Below are 23,803 nucleotides of genomic sequence, written 5' to 3'. Positions count from 1 at the left end.
ACAACGGATCCTGCTACAAATCCAAAGACTTCGCAAAGGCTTGCAAGGATCTCGGCCTGAAACACATCCGAACGAAGCCCTATACGCCGAAGACCAACGGTAAGGCTGAGCGGTTCATCCAGACCGCTCTGCGTGAATGGGCATACGCACGCGCCTATCCAACCTCAGATCACCGCAAAGCCCACTTGCCAGAGTGGACCCACATGTACAATTGGCACAGACCACACGGTAGCCTTGACGCCAAAACCCCTATCAGTCGCCTCAACCTAACCAGCGACAACCTCTTGAGGCTTCACATCTAGAGCGAGCCGATAAAGGCGTGCGGCATCGAACCGATGGACGGCCGGCCAGCGGTTGGCGCCGTTGCCGACATAGGCGGATACGCCCTTTTCGCGCGCTACGTTGATGAGGTGCGGCGTAAAGGCATGATCGCCGGCGCCATGCACCTGCGGCAGGCGAATGGCCATCGCGCGGATGCCGTGAGAGGCAAAGGCAAGAGCCGCCTGTTCGGAAACCCGAGGGATATGGGCGTCGGCCGGCGGCACCGTATCTTCGGTGATGAGGCCGTCGTGCGGTATCATCCCGAGGCCGGAGGTGACGATCAACGGCCTGTCGGTGCCGGCGAGCGCCTCGCCGAGTACCTCGATGGCCTGCCGGTCGATCTCGCAGTTCTCCTTGAACTTGGAGAAATCATGGATGAAGGCGGTGTGGATGACGGCGTCACTGGCAGCGGCGCCGCGTTTCAGGCTGTCGAGATCTTCGAGCGAGCCCTGAAGCACGTCGGCGCCGGCCGCCTTGACCGCCGCCGCCCCTTGCTCCGAACGGCTGAAGCCGAGGACGGAATGGCCTCCAGCGATCAGCTCCGAGACGACTGCCGAGCCGACGAAGCCGGTGGCTCCGGTCACGAAAACGCGCATGGAACAACTCCTGAGTTGGCGATAATGCCAGTGTTACTCCATGCTGTATCGGGGTAAAGTAGTGATCGTATCATGGTATAGGGACTAACAGGATGGATGTCTCGGTCACCACCAGCAGCAATGCCCTTGGCGCCTTCCTGCGTGACCGGCGCTGTCGCCTGGATGCCGCCGCCTTTGACCTGCCAACGGCGCGCCGCCGGACGCCCGGCCTGCGTCGCGAAGAGGTGGCGCAGCGGGCCAACGTGTCCGTCACCTGGTATACCTGGCTGGAGCAGGGGCGCGGCGGGGCGCCGTCGGCCGACGTGCTCGACCGCATTGCCCGGGCGCTGATGCTGACCGACGTCGAGCGCGAGCACCTGTTTCTCCTGGGCCTCGGCCGGCCGCCGGAGGTGCGCTATCGCCAGAGCGACGACGGCATATCGCCGCGTCTGCAGCGCATTCTCGACGCGCTGGTACTCAGTCCGTCCATTATCAAGACGGCAACCTGGGACATCGTCGCCTGGAACCGTGCCGCCGCCGTGGTGCTGGGCAACTATGCCGCACGAGCGCCACAGGAGCGCAATGTGCTGCGCATGATGTTTTGCGATCCCTCGGTGCGGGCCCGGCAGCACGATTGGGAGAGCGTCGCCCGCTTCGTCGTGGCCACCTTCCGGGCCGATGCGGTGCGGGCCGGAGCGGCAGCCAATGTCGAGGCCCTGGTGGAAGAACTCAGCCGGGCCAGCCCGGAATTCGCGGCGATGTGGCGCGAGAAGGAAGTCGGCCAACACAGCGGGGGTACCAAGATGCTGCATCACCCGACGGCCGGTCTGCTCGCCCTCGAATATTCGGCCTTTACCGTCGACGGCCGCCCCGATCTTTCGATGGTGGTCTACAATCCGGCAACGCCAGAAGTCGCGGCCGTGGTGAAGCGGCTGATCGAGGCGGCGGACGCGGACAAATAGGCGGGATCAGTGTCCCTGAAGCAGCCGCTCCGCTGCCGCGCGGGCTTCCTCGGTGATGCGGCTGCCGGCCAGCATGCGGGCAATCTCCTCGCGGCGGTGGCCGTCGGGAAGGCGCGACACCGAGGTGGCGACACGGGCGCCGTCGTCGACGCTGTCCTTGGCGATCAGGAAGTGATGATCGGCGCGGGCGGCGACCTGTGGTGCATGGGTGACCGAGAGCACCTGAACCTTGCGGGCGAGACGGGCCAAGCGGGTGCCGATCGCCTCGGCCACCGCGCCGCCAACGCCGGTATCGATCTCGTCGAAAACAAGCGTCGAGGCCGAACCCTTGTCGGCCAGCGACACCTTGAGAGCCAGAAGGAAGCGGCTGAGTTCGCCGCCGGAGGCTACCTTCATCATCGGTCCTGGCCGGGTGCCGGGGTTGGTTTGCACCCAGAACTCCAGCGTGTCGATGCCGTCGGCGGTGCGCGTTTCGGGGTCGGCCAGCTGGTTGACGATGAAGCGGGCGCGTTCGAGCTTCAGCGATGGCAGCTCGGCGGCGACGGCATCTTCCAATTGGCGGGCGGTCTTGTCGCGGGCGGCGGAGAGCTTGGCGGCGAGGCGGTCGTAGTCGGCTCGCGCCGTGCCGGCCGATTTGGCGAGCGCGTTGAGCCGATCCTCCCCGGCATCGAGGTCGGCGAGGTCTGAGGCCATGCGAGCGGCCAGCGCGCCCAGCTCGTCGGGCAGAACCGAATATTTGCGGGCGGCGGCGCGGATGGCGAACAGGCGCTCTTCGGTGCGTTCGAGTTCGGCCGGATCGAAATCGGCGGCGCGCAGCGCGGCTTCGAAGACGGAGCGGGCATCTTCCAGCGCATCAAGGGCGGTGGAGATCGATTGCAGGGCCGTGCCGGCCAGCGCCGCCACCTCGCCCTTGCGCTCCAGGCGCCGCAGCAGGCCGGAGAGCTCCGGCACCGGCGAGCCGGAGCCGTTGAGGTGATCGTAGGCCTCGCGCAGGTCGACGGCGACCTTTTCGGCCCGCATCATCTCCTGGCGACGTTCGGCCAGCGCCGTTTCCTCGCCCGGTTCGGGGGCGAGTTTCTGCAATTCCTCGACGGAGGCACGCAGATAGTCGCCCTCCCGGCGGGCGTCGGCGATGCGGCGTTCGAGGTCGGCCAGCGCCTTCTCCGCGTCGCGCCAGGCGCGATGGGCGACGACAACAGCCTTTGCATCCGCCTCGAGGCCACCGAAGGCGTCGATCAGGCCGCGATGGATGGCGGGATCGACCAGGGCACGGTCGTCATGCTGGCCGTGGATTTCGACCAGGGCGGCGCCGAGCTGGCGCAGAAGATTGGCGGAAACGGCGCGGTCGTTGACGAAGGCGCGGGTGCGGCCGTCGGAGGTCTGGACTCGGCGGACGATGACGTCGCCGTCGTCGTCAAGATCGTTTTCGATGAGCAGGGTGCGGGCAGGGTGGCCGACCGGCAGATCGAAGACGGCCGTAACCTGCCCTTGATCGGCGCCATGCCGCACGAGACCGGCGTCGCCGCGCCCGCCAAGGGCGAGCGACAGCGCGTCAAGCAGGATTGATTTGCCGGCGCCGGTCTCGCCGGTCAGCACGGTCAACCCGTCGGAGAAGGCGATCTCAAGCCGCTCGATCAAAACGATGTCGCGGATTGCCAGCGTCTGGAGCATGGCGTCCCGTCAGAGCATGACTGCCTTGAATGCCTTCGAGATCCAGGATTGGGTGTTCTCGCGCGGCTCAAGACCGTTGGTGTTGAGGAGCTTATAGGCGTCCTTGTACCAACGGCTGTCAGGATAATTGTGGCCGAGCACGGCGGCAGCGGTCTGCGCTTCGTCGGTGATGCCCATGGCGAAATAGGCCTCGGTGAGACGCTCCAGCGCCTCCTCGACGTGCCGGGTCGTCTGATAATCCTGCACCACGGTCTTAAAGCGGTTGACGGCGCCGATATACTGGTTGCGCGTCAGATAGTAACGGCCGACTTCCATTTCCTTGCCGGCGAGCTGGTCCTTGGCAATGTCGAGGCGCTTGCGGCCTTCGGCGGCATAGGGGCTGTCGGGATAGCGGTCGACCAGCTCCTGCATGGCCTGCATGGCCTGCTCGGTCAGCTTCTGGTCGCGGGTAATGTCGGGCATCTGGTTGAAGTAGGACTGCGCAATCATCCACTGCGCATAGGCGGCGTCTTCCGAGCCGGGGTAGAGCGTCAGGTAGCGCTTGCCCTGGGTAATGGCCTCGGTGAAGTTGCCGCGCGTGTAATTGGTGTAGGTGGTCATGATGAGGGATTTGCGCGCCCACTCTGAATAGGGGTGCTGCTCGTCGACCTCAGCGAACTTCTTGGTGGCGTTTCCGTAGTCGCCCTGCCTCAGGTAGGCGATACCGGCGTTGTACGACTGCTCAGCCGGGATTTCCACGAAGGGCGCCAGCTCATCCTTGGAAGAACAGCCGACGAGCGTAGTGGCGCCTCCGAGGAGAACGAGCACGGCGGCTACACGAACGAAACTCTGCCTCATGAAAACCCCATCACCGTACGCAACCGCTCGCGGCCGCCCATCCATCCCACGCGCACTGCTCTGTGCCGGCTGCCCTGCGCCATCGGCGCGAGTCAGGCGCGCCCCTGAACAGGAAGGTCTTTTATCGCAAAGCCGTCGCGGATGCTACGTGCCCGTGATGTTCGGCCACATTAAGGCGGCAAGTTGCCCGGCGCCATTGGTTTTGGGCAAAACTCAGTCGCGCGACGGTGCCAGAGCGGCGGCCTGGAGGATGCCGCCGGCCGCTTCGCGATTCGCAACGTGATCGTGGACGATCTCGAAAGCGTCGGTGTCGGCCAGAAGCGCCTTGACGGCCATCCAGTTCAGCTTGTGACCGCCCTTGTAGGAGCGGAAATGGCCGATGAAGGGCATGCCAATCAGCGACAGATCGCCAACCGCGTCGAGCGTCTTGTGCCGGGCGAATTCGTCGGACCAGCGCAGCCCCTCGGGGTTGAGGATGCGGTCATCGCCGATCGCCACCGAATTGTCCAACGAGGAACCAAGGGCGAAACCCATCTTCCAGAGCTTTTCGACGTCGGCCATGAAGCCGAAGGTGCGGGCACGGGCGATGTCGCGGGCAAAGGTCTGGGGCGTGAGGTCGAGCACGTAGGACTGCCGGCCGATCAACGGGTTGGAAAAGTCGATGGTAACGTCGTAGCGGGTGCCGTCATACGGCAGGAATTCCAGCACGGCATTGCCGACCTCAAGCCGCACCGGCTTCTTGACGCGCAACAGCTTGCGCGGCGCGGAAAGGCGGCGCAGGCCGGCCTCGGCGATCAGCTCGATGAAGGCAGCCGAGCAACCATCGGCGATCGGCATTTCCGGGCCGTCGATCTCGACGACGACATTGTCGACGCCGAAGGCGGCAAGCGCCGCCATCAGGTGCTCGATGGTGGCAACCGTGCGGCCGCCGATACCGATCATGGTGCAAAGCTCGGTGGCCACCACGTTGTCGTGGCGGGCGGCGATCTCCACCTCTTCGCCATCGGTGCGAACGAAGACGATACCGCGATCTGCCTCGGCGGGATGCAGCACGATGGTCGCCGGCTTGCCGGAATGCACGCCGGCGCCAGAGAACTGGATGCTTTCGCTGAGAGTGGTCTGCTTGCCGTGGATCGTTCGCATCGAGTGTTTCCAAAAAAGACCGGTGAGCGGCTGCAAGCCAATCCGGCACATTTTTCATAAAACACAGGCGGGCGTCCCAGGAAAGTCACTCTTTCTTACCGAGTGTTACGTCCGAAAAAACTGAAATTTCCCTGGCTTTTTAACTGTTTATAAAGGGAGTGGAACGCGCGGCCGAAGGGCCGCGCATCGGGGCGTGAAAAGTCGAATCAAGCCATCAGGCTGAAAGCGGTGCCGTGGCGGCGACGAGCCAGGCTCGCTCCGCTTCGTCGTTCAGAAGCGGCAACAGCTTGTCTCGGACCTCGGCGTGATAGCCATTAAGCCAGGTGAGTTCGCGGTCTGCCATCATCGACGGGTCGATCAGGCGGCGATCGATCGGGCAGAGCGTCACCGTTTCAAAGCCCATCATCGGCCGCTCGCCACCGCCGATCGGCTCGGGCGCCGTGACGATGACCAGGTTCTCGATGCGGATGCCCCAGGCGCCGGCCTTGTAGAAACCGGGCTCGTTGGACATCAACATGCCCGGTTCCAGCGGCACATGACCGGTCTTGGCGATGCGGCCCGGCCCCTCGTGAACGGAGAGATAATGGCCGACGCCGTGGCCGGTGCCGTGGTCGAAATCGAGGCCGGCTTCCCACAGCTTTTCGCGGGCCAGCACGTCGAGATGGGCGCCGCTCGTTCCCTTGGGGAAGCGGGCGAGCGTCAGGCGGATGTTGCCGATCAGCACGCGGGTGAAGCGGTCGATCATCTCATCGGTCGGCGTGCCGATGATCATGGTGCGGGTGATGTCGGTGGTGCCATCCTCGAACTGGGCACCTGAGTCGACCAGCAGGATGCCGTTCAGCTCCACCTTGCGGTTGGAGGCGGTGCTGACGTGATAATGCGGAATGGCCGCGTTGGGGCCGGCGCCGGCGATGGTGTCGAAGGAGATGTCGCGCAGCGCACCGGTGTCGCGGCGGAACTCTTCGAGCTTCTTGGTGACGGCGATCTCGTCGAGCCCGCCCTTCGGCGCCTTGCGGTCGAGCCAGGCGAGGAAGCGCACCATGGCGACGCCGTCGCGGACATGGGCGGCGCGAATCCCTGAGAGTTCCGTTGAATTTTTCAGCGCCTTGGGCAGCAGGACCGGGTCGGGGCCGGCCACGACCTTGCCGCCGCCGGCTTCGATGCGGCGTACCACCTCGAAGGCGGCCGAAGCTTTGTCGACCAGCACGGGGCCACCCAACGCCGACAACGCCGAGGCAAACGCGCCGGGCTGCTCGACGCTGGCGATCTGCTCCAGCCGATCGCGGACGACGTTGTCGAGCTTGGCGCCATCGATGAACAGGGCCGGGCGGCCTTCCTTGTGCAGGATGGCAAAGGATAGCGCCTCGGGCGTATGCGGTACGTCGGCGCCGCGGATGTTGAACGCCCAGGCGATCGAATCGGGGCGCGTCAGCACGGCGGCGTCGGCGCCGGCCTTGGCGATGGCTTCACCGAGACGGGCGAGCTTCTGTTCGGCACTTTCGCCGGCCAGTTTTTCCGGGAACAGCGACACGCGGCCCTTGGGCGGTTCCGGTTGGTCGGTCCAGACGGCATCGACCGGGTTGCCATCGACGGCGACGAATTCGGCACCGACGGCAGCGAGGGCCGTTTCGAAGCGGCCAACTTCGGCGGCAGTCATCAGCCAGGGATCGAAGCCGATGCGGTCTCCCTTTTGGGCCACGCCCTTCAGCCAGTCGTGCGGCGGTTCCTCGACGAGGTGATGCGGCTCGATGACGTTGAGGTCGATCTGCTCGCGCACCTGCAGCGTATAGCGGCCGTCGACGAAAATGGCGGCACGGTCTTCAAGCACGATGGCGAGGCCGGCGGAACCGGCGAATCCGGTCAGCCAGAGCAGGCGACGGGCGGAGGCGGGGATGTATTCGCCCTGATGTTCATCGGCGAGCGGCACCAGAAAGCCCTTGAGGTTCCGACGCTTGAGCTCGGCCCTGAGGGCGGCCAGCCGTTCCTTGCCGTGGCTGGGATCGTTGACGTTATCGAATGTCTGGAACACCTCTGTCACTCCGCCATGCTCGAAAGGCTGGAGTTGTGGCCCCTGGCTTTACCCTCCGTCAAGCGGTTGGCTGAGGTTCGCTCCAGCTTGAACAGGTCGCCAGCTTCGGCGTTTCATGCGGATACCGCTTGGCGCCGAAAGCCGATCGGACGGCTTCGGACAAGGTTCGAGTGTCATCTCCCATTCATGTATCAGGCAGGAATTCGGCGGCAATGGCCGGTTGCGGCGAAAGGGAGGCGGCAGCCATGAGTCACCCGCAGGGGTGGCCTGCGTCATTGCTCGTTCATACTAAAGTCGTAGTCTGCTATCACTAAAGGAGTTCGGAGGGCTGGTTTCGCGTCCCATGAGGATAACGGCGCTTTTGAGAACGGTCGGCGAACGCCGACGATATTCAAGAGGTGCTACTATGAGCCGATTTGCCCCGACTACCGCCACATCCTACAGAAGTGGTGTCTTTCGCCAGACTTATGAAATGACACTTGGCACGCGCGAGCGACAGGCGCAGCGCTATGTCGCGCCGTATTTGGCATCGCTGGACGACCAAGCGGCGCGCGAGCATGGCTATGGTCGCAGCTCGACCGGCACCATGCGGTCGCGCGCGGTCGACGCCGCGCTTTGAAGCCCTGATCGATCAGGTCGAGACGGTCTGATCCCCTGCACGGGCAAATTTCTCTCTCGGTTCAGGGCTTGAATGGCTCTCCAAGCGAGGCGACGCCGTTGAGCTTGAGAAGGCGTCGGTTCGAGGAAATGACGCCGAGGACGATGATCGTCACCAGATAGGGCAGGCTGGCGAGAAGCTGCGACGGCAGCTCGACGCCACCCGCCTGCGCGGCAAGGCCGGCCAGCGAGACGGCGCCGAATAGGCAGGCACCCAGGAAAATGCGAGCGGTCAGCCAAGTGCCGAATACGACGAGGGCCAGCGCGATCCAGCCCCGCCCGGCAATCATCCCGTCCGCCCACAACGGGGTATAGACCGTTGCGGCGTAAGCGCCGGCAAAGCCGGACATCAGCCCACCGAATGCCACGGCGGCGACGCGGATGGCATTGACCGGATAGCCGATGGAATGGGCAGCCTTCGGATTTTCGCCGACGGCCCTCAGCAACAGGCCCGTTTTGGTGAAGGCGAAGGTGGCCCAGATCGCCAAGGTCGCGGCAAGCGACAGCCAGACGACGGAATCCTGGACGAACAGCCCGCCGAACACCGGCAGGTCGGAAAGGCCGGGGATTGCGAGCTTCGGCAGACCTTTCACCGTCAGGCTCTCATAGGTTTTGCCAAACAGCGCCGACAGGCCTTGGCCGAGGATGCCGATGGCAAGGCCGGCCGCCACCTGATTGGCCTGCAGGCCCAGCGTCGCAAAGGCAAACAGCAGCGACAACAGCAAGCCAGCAAGGCCGGCGCCGGCAAAGGCCAGGACGTGCCCGCCACCGTGGTAGACGATGATGAAGGCAATCGCCGCGCCAAGCGCCATCACGCCCTCGACGCCGAGGTTGAGCACGCCGGTTCGCTCGCTGACCAGTTCGCCGAGGGCGGCCAGAAGAAACGGCGTTGCCGCAGCCAGCATGCCAGACAGGATGAACTGCAGCGCGATCATGGTGCTACCCCGCTCACTGGTCTTAAAAACACGAGCTGGTAGCGCACGAAGGTCGTCGCCATCAGATAGGCGAGCAGCAGGCTGCCCTGGAACACCCTGACGGCGGCGATCGGCAGGTCGGCCGACACCAGGGCATTGTCGCCGCCGATGTAGATCGCCGCCATCACCACTGACGAAAACAGGATGCCGATGGGGTGCAGGCCACCGAAATAGGCGACGATGATCGCCGCATAGCCATAGCCGGTGGAGATCGAGCGTTGCAGTTGCCCGATCGGGCCGGCAACCTCCGCCGCCCCAGCAAGCCCGGCCGCAAAGCCGCCGATCAGCAGCGACAGCCAGATGGCGCGCCCCTCGGAAAAGCCGGCGTAGCCAGCCGCGCGCGGCGCAAGCCCGCCCACTTCCAGCTTGTAGCCCGTAAAGCTCTTCTGCATGAACACATAGGCCACGAGAGCCAACGCGAGCGCGATCAGCAGCGAGGCATTGACCCGCGTTCCGGGGATGATCAGCGGCACCATGGCGTCATACTGAAACATCACCGACTGCGGAAAGTTGAAGCCGTTTGGGTCCTTCCAGGGGCCGAGCAGCAGGTAATTGAGAACCTGCGCCGCCACCAGGCTGAGCATCAGCGACACCAGGATCTCGTTGGCCCTGAGCCGCACCCGCCAGAAGGCGGTGATCCCCGCCCACATCGCACCGCCGATCGCGCCCGCCACAAGCATCGTCGGCCAGATCCATTGCCCCGTCGCCATCGGATACCAGACCGGCAGCGCCGAGGCGAAGATGGCGCCGATGATGAACTGTCCCTCAGCGCCGATGTTGAACACCTTGGCGCGATAGCCGATCGCCAACCCCTCGGCGATCAGCAGCAATGGCCCGGTTTTCAGCAGCACTTCGGAGAAGGACGGAAAGGAGATGAACGGCTCCAGGATCATGGCGTGAAACACAGCCACCGGGTCCTTGCCCATGATCAGATAGAGCAGCAGGTTGAGAAGTGTCGCCGCCACGAGTGCCAGAAGCGGGGCGAGGATCGTTATGGTCAGCGACGGCCGCTCGCGTTTCACCAGCTTCGGCCAAATGAGGGCTGCGCTCATGTCGCGGCTCCCGCGCCGATCATGTAGCGCCCGATATCTTCCGGCCGCGTCCTGCGTGTCTCCAACGAGGGGCTCAGCCGACCGTGGCTCAGCACCTGAATGCGATCGCAGATATCGAACAACTCGTCGATCTCCTCGGAAATCACCAGGATGGCAACGCCCTCATTTCTGAGCGCCACCAGCTTTTGGCGGATCGTCGTTGCCGCGCCGATGTCAACGCCCCAGGTGGGCTGGGCCAGAAAGAACAGCTTCGGCGCCAGCATCATTTCCCGGCCGACGATGAATTTCTGCAGGTTGCCGCCGGAAAGGCCGCCTGCCTCGGCCTCCACGCCGGAAGTGCGCACGTCGTGGTCGGCGATGCAGCGGCGGGTGAAGTCGGCTGCCTCTGCCAAAGCGATCAGCCCGTGCCGCACCAACCCCTGCGGATGGGCGGTGAGAAGGCTGTTGCGGGCAAGCGACATTCCCGGAACGGCACCGCGGCCGAGACGGTCTTCCGGGACGAAGGCAAAGCCGAGCTTCCGCCGGTCGGCGGGGCCGAGATGGCCGGCCGGCTCTCCCATCATCTGCACCTGTTCGCGATCATCGAACGGCAGCCGGATCTCGCCGGAAATCAATTCGGAAAGCTCGGCCTGTCCGTTACCGGAAATGCCGGCAATGCCAAGGATCTCTCCGGCCTTCAGACTGAGCGCAAGATCCCGGAGCGGCATGCCGAAGGGGTCGTCCGGTGTGTAGGTCAGCCCGATCAGCTCCAGCATGGTTTCGCCTGGCTGCGCTGGCGTCATCGGCGGCGGCTCCGGCATGTCGTGGCCAATCATCATGCGGGCAAGATCATGAGCGTCATGCTCGCGGGGGATGATATGGCCGGTAACCTTGCCGGCGCGCAGAATGGTCGCGCGGTCGCAGATGGCCCGGATTTCCTCGAGCTTGTGCGAAATGAACAGCACCGACACGCCGCCATCGCGCAGGCGCTGCAACGTGTCGAACAACTTGGCGACCGATTGCGGTGGAAGAACGGAGGTCGGCTCGTCGAGGATCAGCAGTTTCGGGTCGGTCATCAGACAGCGAATGATCTCCACCCGCTGACGTTCGCCGACCGACAGCTCGTGCACATGCGCGTAGGGATCGACCTCCAGGCCGAATTCGGCACCCAGCTCCCCGATGCGCGCCGTAAGGGCAGCCGTCCGTCCCGGCACCACGAGGCGGATGTTTTCAATGACCGTCAGCGTCTCGAACAGCGAGAAGTGCTGGAACACCATGCCGATACCCTGCCGGCGAGCCGCCGCCGGCGAGGCCAGTGTCAGCGGCGCCCCCTCCCACAGCATCTCCCCGCTGTCCGGCGTCTCGACGCCATAGATGAGCTTCATCAGCGTGGATTTTCCCGCGCCGTTTTCGCCCAGAATGGCGTGAATGGACCGCGGTGCGACGTCGAGGTCTACGGCCTGATTGGCTCTGATCTCGCCGTAGCGCTTGGAGATGCCGCGCAATGAGAGGAGGGGCGCTGTCATCTGGGAATTATTTCGGCAGCGGCGAGGTGACGCCCTTCACATGCCAGTCCATGGCGACGATGGCGGCATCGTCCATGGTCGCGCCGGCCGCCACGCCCTGGCTGCCGTCGGCCTTGGTGATCGGACCGGTGAAGGGTGAGAAGCTGCCGGCGGCGATCTTGGCTTCGATGTCGCTGATCTTCTTCATGGTCTCGGCGGGGATGGCCGGGTTCCAGTCAACGGTCTGCACCACCTTGTCGGCGACGCCGAGGAAGGCGCTGGCGCCCTTGAACTTGCCGGTCAGATGCGCGTCAACCTGCGCCTTGAAATAGGGAGACCAGTCGGTGGCGACGCAGCCGAGATAGGTTTTCGGCGCGTAGCTCTTCATCGAGGAATTGAGGTTGAAGGCATAAACGCCGGCCTCCTCGCAGAGCGAGATCACCGAGGGCGTATCCTGCGCATTGGAGAAGATGACGTCGCAGCCCTGGGCGATCAGCGCCTTGGCGGCTTCCTGCTCCTTGGCCGGGTCGAACCAGGAGTTCACCCAGACCACCGAGACTTCGATGGCTGGATTGACTGCCTGGGCGCCCAGCGTGAAGGCATTGATGGAGGTGATCAGCTCGGGGATGGCGAACGCCGAGACCGAGCCGAGCTTGCCGGTCTTGGACAGGGCGGCGGCGGCCATGCCCATCAGGTAGGTGCCTTGGTAATAGCGGGCGGCAAACGGCGAGAAGTTCGGCGCCACCATGTAGCCGGAGGCATGCAGCACCGAAACGTCGGGATTGCGCCGGGCGATCTGCATCGCGCCGTTCTGGTAGCCGAAGGAGCCGGCGATCAGGAATTTGTTCCCGTCGGCCACCGTCTTGTTCATGATGCGGTCGGCATCCGGTCCCTCGGCGATGTTTTCCAGCACGGTGATTTTGACGGCATCGCCATAGGCGGCCTTCACCGGATCGAGCGCCGCCTTCAGCGCGTGGCCCCAGCCGACGTCGCCGATCGGCGAGGGCACCACGAGTGCGATGCCAAGCGGTTCGGCCGCAAAGGCGAAACGACTGCCGACGGTGGTAGCGACGCCGGCGAGCGCCGCCGACTTGATCAGGTTGCGACGGGTAATGCCTCTGGTCATTTGGTTCGCCCTCTCTCGGCTGGATCAGAAGTCGATGGTTGCAAGCGTTGCCTCGGCTTCGGCGGCCATTTCCGCCTCATCGATGCCGGGGAATTCTCCATTGGCCCAGACAATGCGGCCGTTGATCATGGTGAGGTCGGTGGCCATGCCGATGCCGAGCTTGGCCGGCAGGCTCAGCGGATCGTGGCGCGTGCCGACGTAGTCCATGCGGCGGGTGTCTATGGCGAAGAGATCGGCCGCCATGCCCGGCGCGAGACGGCCGATGTCGGCCCGCCCGAGAAGCGAGGCGCTGCCCGTCGTGGCGAAGCGCAGGAACTCGGCGGGCGCCGGCACCGGATGGCTGCGCGATGAGGCGACCAGACATTGCAGCATGTAGGCCGAATGGATGCAGTGCATCAGATTGGAGTTATCGTTGGAGGCCGACCCATCGCAGCCAAGGCCGACGCGCACGCCGAGCGCCGCCATGGCGGGAATGTCGGTTACTTCGGCGCCGACGAGGTAGACCGGCTCCGGACAATGCGAGACGCCGGTGCCGGAGGCGGCCAGCTTGGCCAGTTCGGTGTGGGTGAGCTCCCAGCAGTGGGCGTAGAACACGTCCGGCCCTGCGAAGCCCATCTCTTCCAGATAGTCGACTGTTCGCTTGCCATGGCGGGCTTCCATCACCGGGCTCTCGCCCTCGCCGACATGGGTGTGCAGAAACACCCCCTTGTCGCGAGCAAGTGCCACGGATTCCACAAAGGTCTCGCGGTAGCTGTTGACGGGCTGGCACGGCGAGATCACCACCTGCCTCAAGCTGAAGGGCGAGGCGTCGTGATAGCGGTCGATCAGCCGTTCGCAGTCGGCGAGGAACTCATCCGTCGTTTCCAGCATCGCATCGGGGATGGTGGAGCCTTCCGATTTCGGCAGCGTGTTGCCGCCGCGCCCGGCGTGATAGCGGATGCCCAGTCGCTCGGCCGCCTCGAACTGCCGGTCGACCAGATATTTTCCGGCATGGCGCGGGAAGCAGTACTGGTGGTCGAGCGCCGTGGTGCAGCCGTGCTTGATGAGTTCGGCCATCGCGGTCAGCGACGAGTGATAGAAGCAATCCTCGGTCAGCTGCGAGAAGATCGGATAGATTCTATCAAGCCATTCCAGCACCGACAGTTTCGTCCAGTCGAGTTCGGCGCGGTTGCGCACGAAGGTCTGGAAGAAATGGTGGTGCGTGTTGACGAGGCCCGGATAGACGAACCAGCCCGAGGCATCGATCACCTCGGCGCCGACGGATTGGGGTGTCTCGGCAAGATGGGGCTCGATGGCCTTGATGGCGGGGCCGTCGGTCAGAATGTCGACGTTGCGGCGAGCGTTTAGGCCGGCGCCGTCGTCCACCATCACTGCCGCGCAGTTCTTGAGAAGATAATTTCCCATGTCAAACCGTCTCCGGCAGTTGGGAAACCGGTTCCGGCTTGAGCTCGTGCAGGCGGTGGATGCCTGGCATTTCGATGAAGCCGGGCAGCATGCGGATGGCCCGCATCCACAGGCGGATCGACGGATAAGGGTCGAGCGACAGGCCGCCGTCAGGAGCGAGGGCCACATAGGGGAAACAGGCGATATCGGCGATCGTCGGCCGGTCGGCAACGAGGAAGGTCTGGCCGATGATACGCCGCTCGGTGAGCGCAGCCTCAAGCTCGCGGAGATCGATGGTGCCCGCTGCCTGCAAGGCCGGCAGGTCGCCGGGTTCCACCAGCATCTCCGTTGCGCGCGCGCCGCCCAGGTGATCGGTGAGCCTCAGCGAGAACGCTAGCCATTGCTGGATACGAGCCGCATCCGCCACGTCGTTTCCACCCAGCCAAGCCGGTGCCGCAAGCCTTGCCAGACAGACCAGCATGGCGGCGCTCTCGGTGAGGATCAGGTCGCCATCGATCAATATCGGGATCGATCCGGCTGGATTGAGTGCCCGCAAGGCCTCGGACTCGTGCTCGCGGCCGGGATGCACATCCACCGCCCGGAGTTCCAGCTTCACACCGACGAGGGCCGCCATCAGGCGGATCTTGTAGGCGTCGGGCGAAAGTATGTAGTCGTAGAGGATCATTGGGCCACCAGTTGCGCGCCGTAGGTGAACTGATGCCGCTTCAACCAGCGGCGATAGGCAACCGAGGTGAGGTCGGCGCGGGTGGGAATTTCCCGTCCCGGGTCCAGCGGCAGCAGCCGGGGGATCTGGTTTTCCAGGATCGAGCGGTCCTGCAGGAAGATCATCTGCTGGAAGTGGATGAGATCGGTCAGCGCCGTCTCATCATCGAACAGCGCCATCCACGGCCAGACGTCGCAGAGCTCTTCCGTCAGCGGCTGCACGAACAGGGTGATGACGTCCCACTCACCGGGACGCGCCGGGCAGGTCTTGTAGAGCACCGTCGAGGTCGGTGCCGGCACCCGGTACATGTAGTCGGTGGTGATGCCGCCGCTGGCCGATTTCGCGGCCTGCGGCTGATAGAATTGCACCTTGGTCGCCCAGACCTCGTCCTCCTCATCGCGGATTTCGACGTCGTATTTGCCCACTTCGGTATGCGGCTCGGCGCCGAGAATGTCGGTGTGGACGAAGGGGAAATGGGCGATATCCAGGAAGTTTTCGACGGCACGCAGCGGCGAGCAGCGCACCCGCACCACGCCCACCTCGACCAGGCGGCGACCGGGCTGATCGGCTTCGGGAATGTCGAACAGCTCTTTCGAAGGCTTACCGAGTGACGTCCAGACGTGGCCGTAGCGGACGATGACATGCAGGTCGCGGCCGTCATTCGTGACGACCCGGACCGGGGTGCCGGGAAGGACTGTGATCGGCATGCCCATCAATTGCGTGGCGCGGCCCTCGGGTGGCAGCTGGCTGGCAAGCGCCACCGGGTACCACTGGTCGATCATCGGCTGGTGGGCCATGGTCATGATGCAAGTTCCTCGAGGCCGAGCTGTTCACACTCGCGGCGCCATCCTTCGACAGCTCTCGATACGGCGATGCAGTCGACGTCCGAGGCAGCTGCGTCGACCATGACATGGGCGAGTGTTTCGCCGACGCCGATCCCGACGATCAGCAGAAGCACGTCGATGCCGGCCAGCAGCACCCGCATCTCGCCCGTCGCGGTAATGCGTTCGGCGTCTGTGTTCAGAGTAATCGAGCGGAGTGGCTTGAACCCCTCAAGCGCAGGCGGCGGCGTTTCCGGTTGCTCGAAGGCGATCCAGATCACGCCGTTCCGTTCTTCGACAGCGTAGCTTGCTGCCTTGATGGCTGCTGGCGGGATTAGCTCGGGGTGGACCGGAATGCGTTGGCACTGGCCTGTTAGCCCATAGCTCCAGCCGTGGTAGATGCAGGAGAGCGCCTCGCCGCGCACAAAGCCGTAGGAAAGGCGCATGCCGCGATGAGGGCAACGGTCTGCCAGGGCGGTGAGCTTGCCGCTTGCGCTCCGCCAGAGCGCCAGGATGCCGGAGGGCGTGTGCGCTGGAATGACGGTTGCCGGCGGCAGATCAGCCGAAAGGGCCACCGGTATCCAGTCGCGCAGCGTCTCAACAGGCATGGACTTCGTCTCAAATCAGGAGCGCAACGACAGGGAATCTGCCCGCCTCGCCCGATCTAAGTAAATATCCTATGCATAATATTTTTGCATCTGGATGGCTGATGGAAATATGGGCAGTCCGCTCCAGGCTGCTGCTGACAATGCGGGCGATCAGCCTGCAAAAAAGGCGGTCTTTTCGCCGGCACGGATCTGCCCAGCCCCGTATGGCTAGGCGGAAGGATTGGGTGTGCGATCGATCGTTTCGACCCAGACGTCGATCGGGCCGAGCAGGCAGCCCATTTCCATGGCATCGATCAGGTCGGTCGGGCCGCGGAGGTCGATATCCACACGCCCTGCGTCGGCATGGTGGATCTCGCCATCAAGGCCGAGGCGGGCCGCATGGCGGGCGACCCATGGCAGAAAGCTGCCAGCGCCGAGATTGCCACGGATCGTTAGGCGTTCATGGGCGGCGGGCATTGGCGGAACGTCTCCATCCGGTCGGTTTCGACGCTACCAGATTAGCGGCCATTCATGGCATCCGCCATGGACAGGGCGCTTCGGGAGATCAACCGGCGTAACGCAGCACCAGCGTGCTCCAGACGTCCTTGACGATGTGCCGCTCGCGCACGAAGCCCTGGGCGCGGAAGGCGGCGAGCACACTTTCGGCCTGCGTCCTCAGGATGCCGGACAGCACCACGGCGGCGCCCGGCAGGGCGTGGACGCGGAACTGTGGCGACAGCATCTTCAAGGGATCTGCCAGGATATTGGCGACGATCAGGTCGAACTTGCGGCCGACGATGGCCGGATGGGCAAAGCCGGCGGCGGTGACCGCCGTGACGAGGTTGGCGGCACCGTTGATCTCGGCGTTCTCCAAGGCGATCTCCACCGCCAGCGGATCGATGTCGGAAGCCAGCACCGGGCGCTTGGTGGCGAGCGCGACACCGATGGCCAGAACGCCTGATCCAGTGCCGAGATCGAATACGTTCTCAAAGCGGTAGACCGACAGCAGACGGCTGAGTGCGGTGAGGCAACCCCAAGTCGTCGGATGATGGCCGGTGCCGAAGGCCTGGTTGGCCTCGATCTGCAGGCCGATCAGTCCCTTGGGAATGCGCTCGCGGTCGTGGGCGCCATGCACCACGAAGCGGCCTGCCACCACCGGGCTGAGGCCTTCCAAGCTCTGCGCCACCCAATCGACATCGTCGGGAACCGGCTCGACCGTCACCGAAGCGGCGTCGGCAATGCCGGCGAGGGCGGCGCGCGCCGTCGTGAGGAGCTCCTCGCCGTCGTCGGCAAAGAAGAAGCCATCCACCGCCCAGCCGCCATCCGTCTCGTACCAGGACACCGGCCCCGCCTCGACAAAGGCGCCTTCGATCGCATCGGCGATCGTCTCGGCGCCCGTCGCGTCCGTGGCAGGGATGTGGAGCTGATACTGGCGCATGGTGGTTCCTGAGCTGAAATCCGGGCTGGCGGCGGTTTAGTCGGAGCCCGGCAGCTTGTCAAAGCGAGACCGCATTGACGCGAATGGGCAACCTCCGGCAACCGTGAGATGTTGCGCCGTCACGGGAGAACGCAGCATGACGCCGAACCAGCGGCGTCGCCGGGGAAGACGGGCTCCCTCGGCTGGAAACAGGCGACAGCCTCCGCCTGTGATAACGGAGGTGTTGCGATGCGGATTATTCCGTGGAGCATCACGCTTACCCTGAGAAAGACCCGGACGACCTGGTCAGTGACCGTCCGGATCACTCTAAGGTAAGAAAACGTCGGGCGGAGCGCCAACTCCGCCCGACACTCCGAATATAGGGCAAATTGCCCTAGTTTCCAAGCTTTCCGACTTTCGTCCTTACTTCTTCGGCGGCACGTAGTCGGCCGGCGTCGCGTCGGTGATGCGGCCGTCGGTGTAGGGTTTGTAGGGATTGTGGGCGGTCAGGTAAGCGGCCACCACGTCCTCTAGGTTCGGACCGTAGTCGTAGGCATTGACCGCCTTGTCGGCGAAGGTCTTGTAGCCGTCGCCGCCGCCACGGACGTAGTTGTTGGTGACGACGCCATAGGTCTTGGCGGCCTCGAGCGGCACGAACTTGTCGCCGTCCTTGACCTCGACACTGGTGATGCGGCTGCCCACCGGCTTCGAGCGGTCGAAGGTATATTTCAGACCGGACACCTGCGGGAAGCGTCCCGCGCCCTCGTCGACCTGGCTGACGCCGTTCTCCAGCGCTTCCTTGATGCCGGCGCCATCGATCTGGAAGGTGGCGATGGTGTTCTGGAACGGCAGCACCGTCAGCACCTCGCCCATGGAGACGTCGCCGGCATCGATCGACGCGCGGAGACCGCCGCCGTTGGCGATGGAAATGGTGATGCCCTGGCTGGCGACGCGGTCGAGCGCCGCGTCGGCGACGAGATTGCCCATGGAGCATTCGACGGCGCGGCAGGACTTGCGGTCGCCGTCGATGACAGCGGTGGACGAGCCGACCACCTTGGCTTTCAGCTCTTCCAGCGGCTTGCCGAGTTCCTTGACGCGGGCGGCATAGCCTTCGTCGGGTTTGACCGAGGCGTCGAGCAACAGCGGGGCGCCCTTGGCGGCGGTGACCACGCCCTTGTCGTCGAAGGTGACGGTGAGGTCGCCGAGATACTTGGAATAGGCGTAGGCGGTAACGACGGGCACGTCGACGCCCGACGGGCTCTTCACCAGCGTCGGATAGGGACCGGACGACTTCTTGTCGGTGGACGACAGGTAGGTGTGGCTATGGCCGCCAACGATCACGTCGATGCCGTCGACCTTCTCGGCGATTTCCTGGTCCTTGAGGTAGCCGACGTGGGTGAGGGCGATGATCTTGTCGACGCCCTGGCCCTCGATCTCCTTCACCGCCTTCTGGAGGTAGGTGATCTCGTCCTCGAAGGTGATGTCCTTGCCGGGCGATGAGGTCTCGGACGTGTCGGTGGCCAACACCGACACGACAGCCACCTTCTGGCCGCCGATCTCCTTGATGACGTAACCCTTGTACTTGCCGTCGAGCAGCGAGCCCTTGGCCGAGATGGTGTTGCCGGAGATGATCGGGAACTTCACGGCGCCGATCAGCTTGTCGAGCTCGGCCGGGCCGTCGTCGAACTCGTGGTTGCCGATGGCCATGGCGTCGAAGCCGATGCCGTTCATGAACTCGGCCACCGGCCCGCTCTTGAAGGTGCTGTAGTAGAGCGAGCCCTGGAACTCATCACCGGCGTCGAGCACCAGAAGGTTGCCGCCCTTGAGCTCGGCGCGCTTGGCATCGATGGCGCTCTTCACGCGGGCGATGCCGCCGAAGCATTCGTTCGCCTCGGTCTCCTTGGCCGAGCAGGTGGAGTCGTATTTGTTGATCGCCTCGATGCGCGAATGGAAATCGTTGATGTGCAGAATGGTGAGCTGGAAGTCGGCCAGTGCGGTGCCGGCCGAAAGCGCCAGTGCGCCCGCCGCGAGAATGCCGACGGCAAGTCTATTCGTCATGCTCCTGTCTCCCCGTTCACAAGGTGCCCATGGTCTGAGCCGCCTAAGCAATCTTGGCGTGTTCCGACGGTGGGCTTCAAGCGCTAATGCGCAGTTTTGCACGGCGAGGACAGGCTTTTATGACGATCGACGTCCGTCAGGCCTTGTCGAGGAAGCTGTCCACCACCCGTTTCTGTCCTGCCTTGTCGAAGTCGACGGTGACCTTGTTGCCCTCGACGGCGGAGACCGAGCCGGGGCCGAACTTGACGTGGAACACCCGGTCGCCAACGCCGAATTTCGGCGCGCCTGTTACCACCGACTTGGCGATCAGCTCGCCCTCGATCAGCTTGGGCTGCGTCCGGCCATAGGAGTTTTGTGCCGGCGAGGCGAAGCCGCTGCGGCTGCCGCCGGTCGCCTTTTGCGCCTTCTGGGCGCGCTGCCAGCCGGGTGTCTCGTAGTTGGACTGGAAGCGCTCGACGCTGTCGAAGCGCGAGGCACCATAGGGATTCTGGCGGCCGAAGGACGAGCCGTAGCCGCCATAGGCGCTGCCGGTTTCCTTGATCTCGACATGGGCGGTCGGCAACTCGTCGAGGAAGCGCGAAGGGATCGACGACTGCCAGGAGCCGTGGATGCGGCGGTTGGAGGTGAACCAGATCAGGCAGTGTTTCTTGGCGCGCGTCAGGCCGACATAGGCGAGGCGGCGCTCCTCTTCGAGGCCGGCTCTGCCGCCTTCGTCGAGGGCGCGCTGATGCGGGAACAGGCCTTCTTCCCAGCCGGGCAGGAAGACGGTGTCGAATTCCAGGCCCTTGGCCGAGTGCAGCGTCATGATGGAGACGGCATCGAGCTCCTCGCCGCTGTCGCGGTCCATCACCAGGGAGATGTGTTCGAGGAAGCCTTCCATGCTCTCGAACTCGTCCATGGAGCGGATCAGCTCCTTGAGGTTTTCGAGACGCCCCGGCGCCTCGGCCGAGCGGTCGTTCTGCCACATGGCGGTGTAGCCGCTTTCGTCGAGGATCAGCTCCGCGAGTTCGGTGTGCTTCATCGAGGGAATGAGGTCGCGCCAGCGAGCGATGCTCTCCAGGAAGTCGCGCAGCGCAGTGCGCGTCTTGCCCTTGAGTTCCTCGGTGGCAACCAACTGATGCGTCGCCTCGGTGAGTGGCACGCCCTCGGCCCGGCCGTAATCGTGCAGCGTGCGGACGGAGGTGTCGCCGATGCCGCGGCGCGGCGTGTTGACGATACGCTCGAAGGCAAGGTCGTCGTTGGGCTGCATGACGATGCGGAAATAGGCCAGAGCGTCGCGGATTTCGGCGCGCTCGTAGAAACGCGGGCCGCCGATGACGCGGTAGGGAATGCCGGAGGTGACGAAGCGGTCCTCGAACTCGCGCATCTGGAAGGAGGCGCGCACGAGTATGGCGATGTCATTGAGCGGCGTGCCGCCACGCTGATAGCGCTCGATTTCGTCGCCGATCGACCGCGCCTCTTCCTCCGAATCCCAGGCCGAGGCGACGAACACCTTGTCCTCGTCGTCCGCCTGCGGCAGGTCGGTGAACAGCGTCTTGCCGAGCCGCGCCTCGTTATGGGCGATCAGGTGCGAGGCGGCGCCGAGAATATGCGCGGTGGAGCGGTAGTTGCGCTCGAGCCGGATCACCTTGGCGCCGGGGAAGTCGCGCTCGTAGCGCAGGATGTTGTCCACCTCGGCGCCGCGCCAGCCGTAGATCGACTGGTCGTCGTCGCCGACGCAGCAGATGTTGTGCGAGCCTTGGGCGAGGAGACGCAGCCAGAGATACTGGACGACGTTGGTGTCCTGGTACTCGTCGACCAGGATGAAGCGGAACCGCTTGTGATAGTCGGCGAGCACGTCGGGGTTCTGGCGCAGCAGCATCACCGCTTCGAGCAGCAGGTCGCCGAAATCGACGGCGTTGAGCACCTTGAGGCGCGCCTGATAGGCGGCATAGAGCTCGCGCCCCCGGCCGTTGACATAGGCACGGGCCTCGCCTTCTGGAATCTCATTGGGCCGGAGGCCCTTGTTCTTCCAGCCATCGAGGGCGGAGGCGAACTGGCGGGCCGGCCAGCGCTTCTCGTCGATGCCGTCGGCCTGGATCAACTGCTTGATCAGGCGGATCTGGTCGTCGGTGTCGAGGATGGTGAAGTTGCTTTTGAGGCCGACCAGTTCGGCATGCTTCCGGAGCATGCGGACGCCGATCGAATGGAAGGTGCCGAGCCAGGGCATGCCCTCGACGACGCCGCCGACCAGTTGGCCGACGCGCTCCTTCATCTCGCGCGCCGCCTTGTTGGTGAAGGTCACCGCCAGGATCTGCGAGGGGAAGGCACGGCGCGTCGCCAGAATATGGGCGATGCGGGTGGTCAGCACACGCGTCTTGCCGGTGCCGGCACCGGCCAGCACGAGCACCGGGCCATCCAGCGTCTCGACCGCCTCACGCTGCTCGGGGTTCATGCCGCTGAGATAGCCGACGGCGCCACCCGAGGGGCGGGCGGCAGCCATGGCGCGGGCGGCGATGCCCAGCGAGGGAGAGACGTCGAAATCGGTGTCGTCGTGATTCTGGGAAGCAGTCATAACGAGAACAATAAAGCAACAGGGCGTCGGGTGCGAGAGTGTCGTCGACTTTTGGCGGCCGTGCCTCTCCTGGGGCGATCAAAAGCGTTCTGGTTGTAAAAGCCCCGTCTTGACCTTTTGCGCGCTGCGACTAGGAGTCGTAACCGGCTTTCGGGGGGAGAGACGATGGATAAGGATAGCCGGCCGAAACGGTATTTCTGGCGCCGCGGCGCTGCGTTTGTCGTCGATTTCCTGCTGGCCTATGCTTGGGCTCTGGTCATTCTCGCGGCTGCCAACGCTGTGACGGGTAGCGATGTCTATTATTGGCGCGGCATCGCTACGCGAACGGCTTGCAGCGAGGCAGCGCCATCGCCATTGCTCGCCGACATCAATGCCAGCCTTCCAGTCGTGGCAGGTTGGAGCCGGGTCGTTGGCCTTTGCGAAGTGTCTGCCGTGGGCGGAAAGACACAACACATTCTTGCGGTCAATGATTGGATCCGAGATGCCAACATAACGAAAACCGGCAGCTTCACGATTCCAGTTTCGGCTGCCGGAGATGAATTCGATTCGAGTCTCCGGCTCGATCCCACCGTATTGGTCGCCTATGTACTGATGATCGCATGGGCCTGGGCCGCAGGCCGGTCGCCCGGGAAGCGGCTCCTAGGGCTGGCGGTCCAGCCGGTCACCGGCACCGACCAGGCCGGTTCGCGGGCGCTTCGGAGGGAGCTTCTGCGGCTTGGACCGCTCGCTTTGCTCCCCCTGGTCGATGTCGTCACCACGCTGGCTACATGGCGGTTAGCGGACACCCTTCCGGCCTACCTGCGCTTCATGCAATTCATCATGAACAACATGTTTGTCCTGATCGCCCTCTCCACAGTCTTGGGTCTGCCTATCGCCATTTACTACGTCATCCCGCTCCTACGCTGGCGCGGCCAGACCTTCTACGATCGGCTCGCGAGGACGATGGTCGTACGCGCCAACGGCAATGGCGAATCTCTCGGTTAATAGCTGGTAATATCATTGGCAGTTATGACAGATCATTTGTATTTTCGGGCAGAAAATAAGAAAAGCGTAGATCTTTCTTTTTCTTCTATGGGCCGATTCCGCAAATGGTGAACGAGTAAACGCCTCTCGTTTACTTGCTGTTAATAAATTTGACTTCAGATTGTCTCGTCGCCGCCAGTCGCGCCGGCTATCTAGGGAGATGGGACATGGTCATGATCTTCGATGGGATGTTCTCCGGGATCTATGCCGATTTCATCAAAGCATCCCAGACACAGGCCGGCCGTGGTCAGGCGCTGCATGTGGAAGATGCCGACAACGCCGCCTGGAGGCTGGAGCCCGGCCAGTATCTCGAAACGAGAGGCGACCTTGTAGAGGCGACCCCGGAGCTGGTGTCGCGTGCCATCGCCTGGTCGCGTGGCTGAGATCTGAACTTACGAGTTTCAA

General features: G+C 64.1%; 21 protein-coding genes and 1 pseudogene. 5 read left to right on the top strand and 17 right to left on the bottom strand.

The genetic code is table 11. The annotated features are described in order from the left end of the window. Positions 1–302 (top strand): integrase core domain-containing protein (locus G522_RS29775; RefSeq protein ID WP_026791593.1); only part of this gene is annotated, 302 nt, incomplete at its 5' end. On the opposite strand, the pseudogene G522_RS28420 reads toward G522_RS29775, so the two are convergent. Then, positions 297–917: pseudogene (locus G522_RS28420) on the bottom strand (SDR family oxidoreductase); the annotation flags it as partial. The gene G522_RS29775 and the pseudogene G522_RS28420 overlap by 6 nt on opposite strands. Before the next feature lie 92 nt (positions 918–1,009). On the opposite strand from G522_RS28420, the gene G522_RS0123395 reads away from it, so the two are divergent. Beyond that, the gene (locus G522_RS0123395) at positions 1,010–1,858 is read left to right on the top strand and encodes a helix-turn-helix transcriptional regulator (protein ID WP_026793102.1); all 849 of its coding nucleotides are present in this window, start codon (positions 1,010–1,012) and stop codon (positions 1,856–1,858) included. Between the two features lie 6 nt (positions 1,859–1,864). On the opposite strand, the gene recN is transcribed toward G522_RS0123395, so the two are convergent. The 4 genes from recN to G522_RS0123375 form a co-directional block, all read right to left on the bottom strand. Continuing rightward, positions 1,865–3,529, bottom strand: a complete 1,665-nt coding sequence (recN, locus tag G522_RS0123390) for a DNA repair protein RecN (RefSeq protein ID WP_026793101.1) — start codon at positions 3,527–3,529, stop codon at positions 1,865–1,867. A 9-nt stretch (positions 3,530–3,538) separates the two neighbouring features. Further along, a complete protein-coding gene (locus G522_RS0123385) occupies positions 3,539–4,366 on the bottom strand; it encodes an outer membrane protein assembly factor BamD (RefSeq protein WP_026793100.1) in 828 nt (275 codons plus the stop codon). A gap of 213 nt (positions 4,367–4,579) precedes the next feature. Next, the gene (gene lpxC / locus G522_RS0123380) at positions 4,580–5,509 is read right to left on the bottom strand and encodes a UDP-3-O-acyl-N-acetylglucosamine deacetylase (RefSeq protein WP_026793099.1); all 930 of its coding nucleotides are present in this window, start codon (positions 5,507–5,509) and stop codon (positions 4,580–4,582) included. 214 nt (positions 5,510–5,723) lie between these two features. Then, positions 5,724–7,538: an aminopeptidase P family protein gene (locus tag G522_RS0123375; RefSeq protein ID WP_026793098.1), complete on the bottom strand. Its 1,815-nt coding sequence runs from the start codon at positions 7,536–7,538 to the stop codon at positions 5,724–5,726. A gap of 472 nt (positions 7,539–8,010) precedes the next feature. On the opposite strand from G522_RS0123375, the gene G522_RS30185 reads away from it, so the two are divergent. Next, positions 8,011–8,157: a hypothetical protein gene (locus tag G522_RS30185; protein WP_156887036.1), complete on the top strand. Its 147-nt coding sequence runs from the start codon at positions 8,011–8,013 to the stop codon at positions 8,155–8,157. A gap of 61 nt (positions 8,158–8,218) precedes the next feature. On the opposite strand, the gene G522_RS0123365 is transcribed toward G522_RS30185, so the two are convergent. From G522_RS0123365 to G522_RS28410, 12 genes are all read right to left on the bottom strand, one after another. Then, positions 8,219–9,130 (bottom strand): ABC transporter permease, encoded by a 912-nt coding sequence (locus G522_RS0123365; RefSeq protein ID WP_026793097.1) that lies wholly within the window; start codon positions 9,128–9,130, stop codon positions 8,219–8,221. After that, positions 9,127–10,221 carry an ABC transporter permease gene (locus G522_RS0123360; RefSeq protein ID WP_026793096.1) on the bottom strand — a complete coding sequence of 365 codons (1,095 nt, stop codon included), beginning with the start codon at positions 10,219–10,221 and terminating at the stop codon, positions 9,127–9,129. The genes G522_RS0123365 and G522_RS0123360 overlap by 4 nt, the downstream gene beginning before the upstream one ends. After that, entirely contained in the window at positions 10,218–11,726 is a 1,509-nt protein-coding gene (locus tag G522_RS0123355) for an ABC transporter ATP-binding protein (protein WP_026793095.1), read from the bottom strand. Before G522_RS0123355 ends, G522_RS0123360 begins: the two co-directional genes overlap by 4 nt. A 7-nt stretch (positions 11,727–11,733) precedes the next feature. Then, on the bottom strand, positions 11,734–12,831 hold the full coding sequence (locus G522_RS0123350; RefSeq protein WP_026793094.1) for a BMP family ABC transporter substrate-binding protein: 1,098 nt from the start codon (positions 12,829–12,831) through the stop codon (positions 11,734–11,736). Positions 12,832–12,855: 24 nt separating this feature from the next. Continuing rightward, entirely contained in the window at positions 12,856–14,235 is a 1,380-nt protein-coding gene (locus tag G522_RS0123345) for an amidohydrolase (RefSeq protein WP_026793093.1), read from the bottom strand. 1 nt (position 14,236) lies between these two features. Then, positions 14,237–14,899, bottom strand: a complete 663-nt coding sequence (locus G522_RS0123340) for a glutathione S-transferase family protein (RefSeq protein ID WP_026793092.1) — start codon at positions 14,897–14,899, stop codon at positions 14,237–14,239. After that, positions 14,896–15,735 carry an aromatic ring-hydroxylating oxygenase subunit alpha gene (locus G522_RS0123335; RefSeq protein WP_026793091.1) on the bottom strand — a complete coding sequence of 280 codons (840 nt, stop codon included), beginning with the start codon at positions 15,733–15,735 and terminating at the stop codon, positions 14,896–14,898. Before G522_RS0123335 ends, G522_RS0123340 begins: the two co-directional genes overlap by 4 nt. Before the next feature lie 2 nt (positions 15,736–15,737). Further along, positions 15,738–16,367 carry a Rieske (2Fe-2S) protein gene (locus G522_RS0123330; RefSeq protein ID WP_026793090.1) on the bottom strand — a complete coding sequence of 210 codons (630 nt, stop codon included), beginning with the start codon at positions 16,365–16,367 and terminating at the stop codon, positions 15,738–15,740. Positions 16,368–16,574: 207 nt separating this feature from the next. Next, on the bottom strand, positions 16,575–16,823 hold the full coding sequence (locus G522_RS0123325) for an acylphosphatase (protein ID WP_026793089.1): 249 nt from the start codon (positions 16,821–16,823) through the stop codon (positions 16,575–16,577). Between the two features lie 88 nt (positions 16,824–16,911). Continuing rightward, positions 16,912–17,784 carry a 50S ribosomal protein L11 methyltransferase gene (locus tag G522_RS0123320; RefSeq protein ID WP_026793088.1) on the bottom strand — a complete coding sequence of 291 codons (873 nt, stop codon included), beginning with the start codon at positions 17,782–17,784 and terminating at the stop codon, positions 16,912–16,914. 402 nt (positions 17,785–18,186) lie between these two features. After that, positions 18,187–19,821 (bottom strand): bifunctional metallophosphatase/5'-nucleotidase, encoded by a 1,635-nt coding sequence (locus G522_RS28415; protein WP_036840717.1) that lies wholly within the window; start codon positions 19,819–19,821, stop codon positions 18,187–18,189. Between the two features lie 136 nt (positions 19,822–19,957). Continuing rightward, positions 19,958–22,375, bottom strand: a complete 2,418-nt coding sequence (locus G522_RS28410) for an ATP-dependent helicase (RefSeq protein ID WP_051229164.1) — start codon at positions 22,373–22,375, stop codon at positions 19,958–19,960. 165 nt (positions 22,376–22,540) lie between these two features. Between G522_RS28410 and G522_RS0123305 the strand changes: the two genes are divergently transcribed. Then, positions 22,541–23,359, top strand: a complete 819-nt coding sequence (locus tag G522_RS0123305) for an RDD family protein (RefSeq protein WP_026793087.1) — start codon at positions 22,541–22,543, stop codon at positions 23,357–23,359. A gap of 206 nt (positions 23,360–23,565) precedes the next feature. Beyond that, positions 23,566–23,781 carry a hypothetical protein gene (locus tag G522_RS0123300; protein ID WP_026793086.1) on the top strand — a complete coding sequence of 72 codons (216 nt, stop codon included), beginning with the start codon at positions 23,566–23,568 and terminating at the stop codon, positions 23,779–23,781. Positions 23,782–23,803 lie beyond the last annotated feature (22 nt).

Origin of the sequence: Pleomorphomonas oryzae DSM 16300 (assembly GCF_000422965.1) — a bacterium.
In the GTDB taxonomy this organism is placed as follows: Bacteria; Pseudomonadota; Alphaproteobacteria; order Rhizobiales; family Pleomorphomonadaceae; genus Pleomorphomonas; species Pleomorphomonas oryzae.
The sequence above is the reverse complement of the archived record's forward strand: the minus strand, read 5'-3'. Positions and strand labels throughout refer to the sequence as shown.

Bases quoted from the DNA above. Each gene is read 5' to 3' on its own strand.
- G522_RS0123395 (WP_026793102.1), top strand. From the start codon at position 1,010: ATGGATGTCTCGGTCACCACCAGCAGCAATGCCCTTGGCGCCTTCCTG.
- recN (WP_026793101.1), bottom strand. From the start codon at position 3,529: ATGCTCCAGACGCTGGCAATCCGCGACATCGTTTTGATCGAGCGGCTT.
- G522_RS0123385 (WP_026793100.1), bottom strand. From the start codon at position 4,366: ATGAGGCAGAGTTTCGTTCGTGTAGCCGCCGTGCTCGTTCTCCTCGGA.
- lpxC (WP_026793099.1), bottom strand. From the start codon at position 5,509: ATGCGAACGATCCACGGCAAGCAGACCACTCTCAGCGAAAGCATCCAG.
- G522_RS30185 (WP_156887036.1), top strand. From the start codon at position 8,011: ATGACACTTGGCACGCGCGAGCGACAGGCGCAGCGCTATGTCGCGCCG.
- G522_RS0123365 (WP_026793097.1), bottom strand. From the start codon at position 9,130: ATGATCGCGCTGCAGTTCATCCTGTCTGGCATGCTGGCTGCGGCAACG.
- G522_RS0123360 (WP_026793096.1), bottom strand. From the start codon at position 10,221: ATGAGCGCAGCCCTCATTTGGCCGAAGCTGGTGAAACGCGAGCGGCCG.
- G522_RS0123355 (WP_026793095.1), bottom strand. From the start codon at position 11,726: ATGACAGCGCCCCTCCTCTCATTGCGCGGCATCTCCAAGCGCTACGGC.
- G522_RS0123350 (WP_026793094.1), bottom strand. From the start codon at position 12,831: ATGACCAGAGGCATTACCCGTCGCAACCTGATCAAGTCGGCGGCGCTC.
- G522_RS0123345 (WP_026793093.1), bottom strand. From the start codon at position 14,235: ATGGGAAATTATCTTCTCAAGAACTGCGCGGCAGTGATGGTGGACGAC.
- G522_RS0123340 (WP_026793092.1), bottom strand. From the start codon at position 14,899: ATGATCCTCTACGACTACATACTTTCGCCCGACGCCTACAAGATCCGC.
- G522_RS0123335 (WP_026793091.1), bottom strand. From the start codon at position 15,735: ATGGCCCACCAGCCGATGATCGACCAGTGGTACCCGGTGGCGCTTGCC.
- G522_RS0123330 (WP_026793090.1), bottom strand. From the start codon at position 16,367: ATGCCTGTTGAGACGCTGCGCGACTGGATACCGGTGGCCCTTTCGGCT.
- G522_RS0123325 (WP_026793089.1), bottom strand. From the start codon at position 16,823: ATGCCCGCCGCCCATGAACGCCTAACGATCCGTGGCAATCTCGGCGCT.
- G522_RS0123320 (WP_026793088.1), bottom strand. From the start codon at position 17,784: ATGCGCCAGTATCAGCTCCACATCCCTGCCACGGACGCGACGGGCGCC.
- G522_RS28415 (WP_036840717.1), bottom strand. From the start codon at position 19,821: ATGACGAATAGACTTGCCGTCGGCATTCTCGCGGCGGGCGCACTGGCG.
- G522_RS28410 (WP_051229164.1), bottom strand. From the start codon at position 22,375: ATGACTGCTTCCCAGAATCACGACGACACCGATTTCGACGTCTCTCCC.
- G522_RS0123305 (WP_026793087.1), top strand. From the start codon at position 22,541: ATGGATAAGGATAGCCGGCCGAAACGGTATTTCTGGCGCCGCGGCGCT.
- G522_RS0123300 (WP_026793086.1), top strand. From the start codon at position 23,566: ATGGTCATGATCTTCGATGGGATGTTCTCCGGGATCTATGCCGATTTC.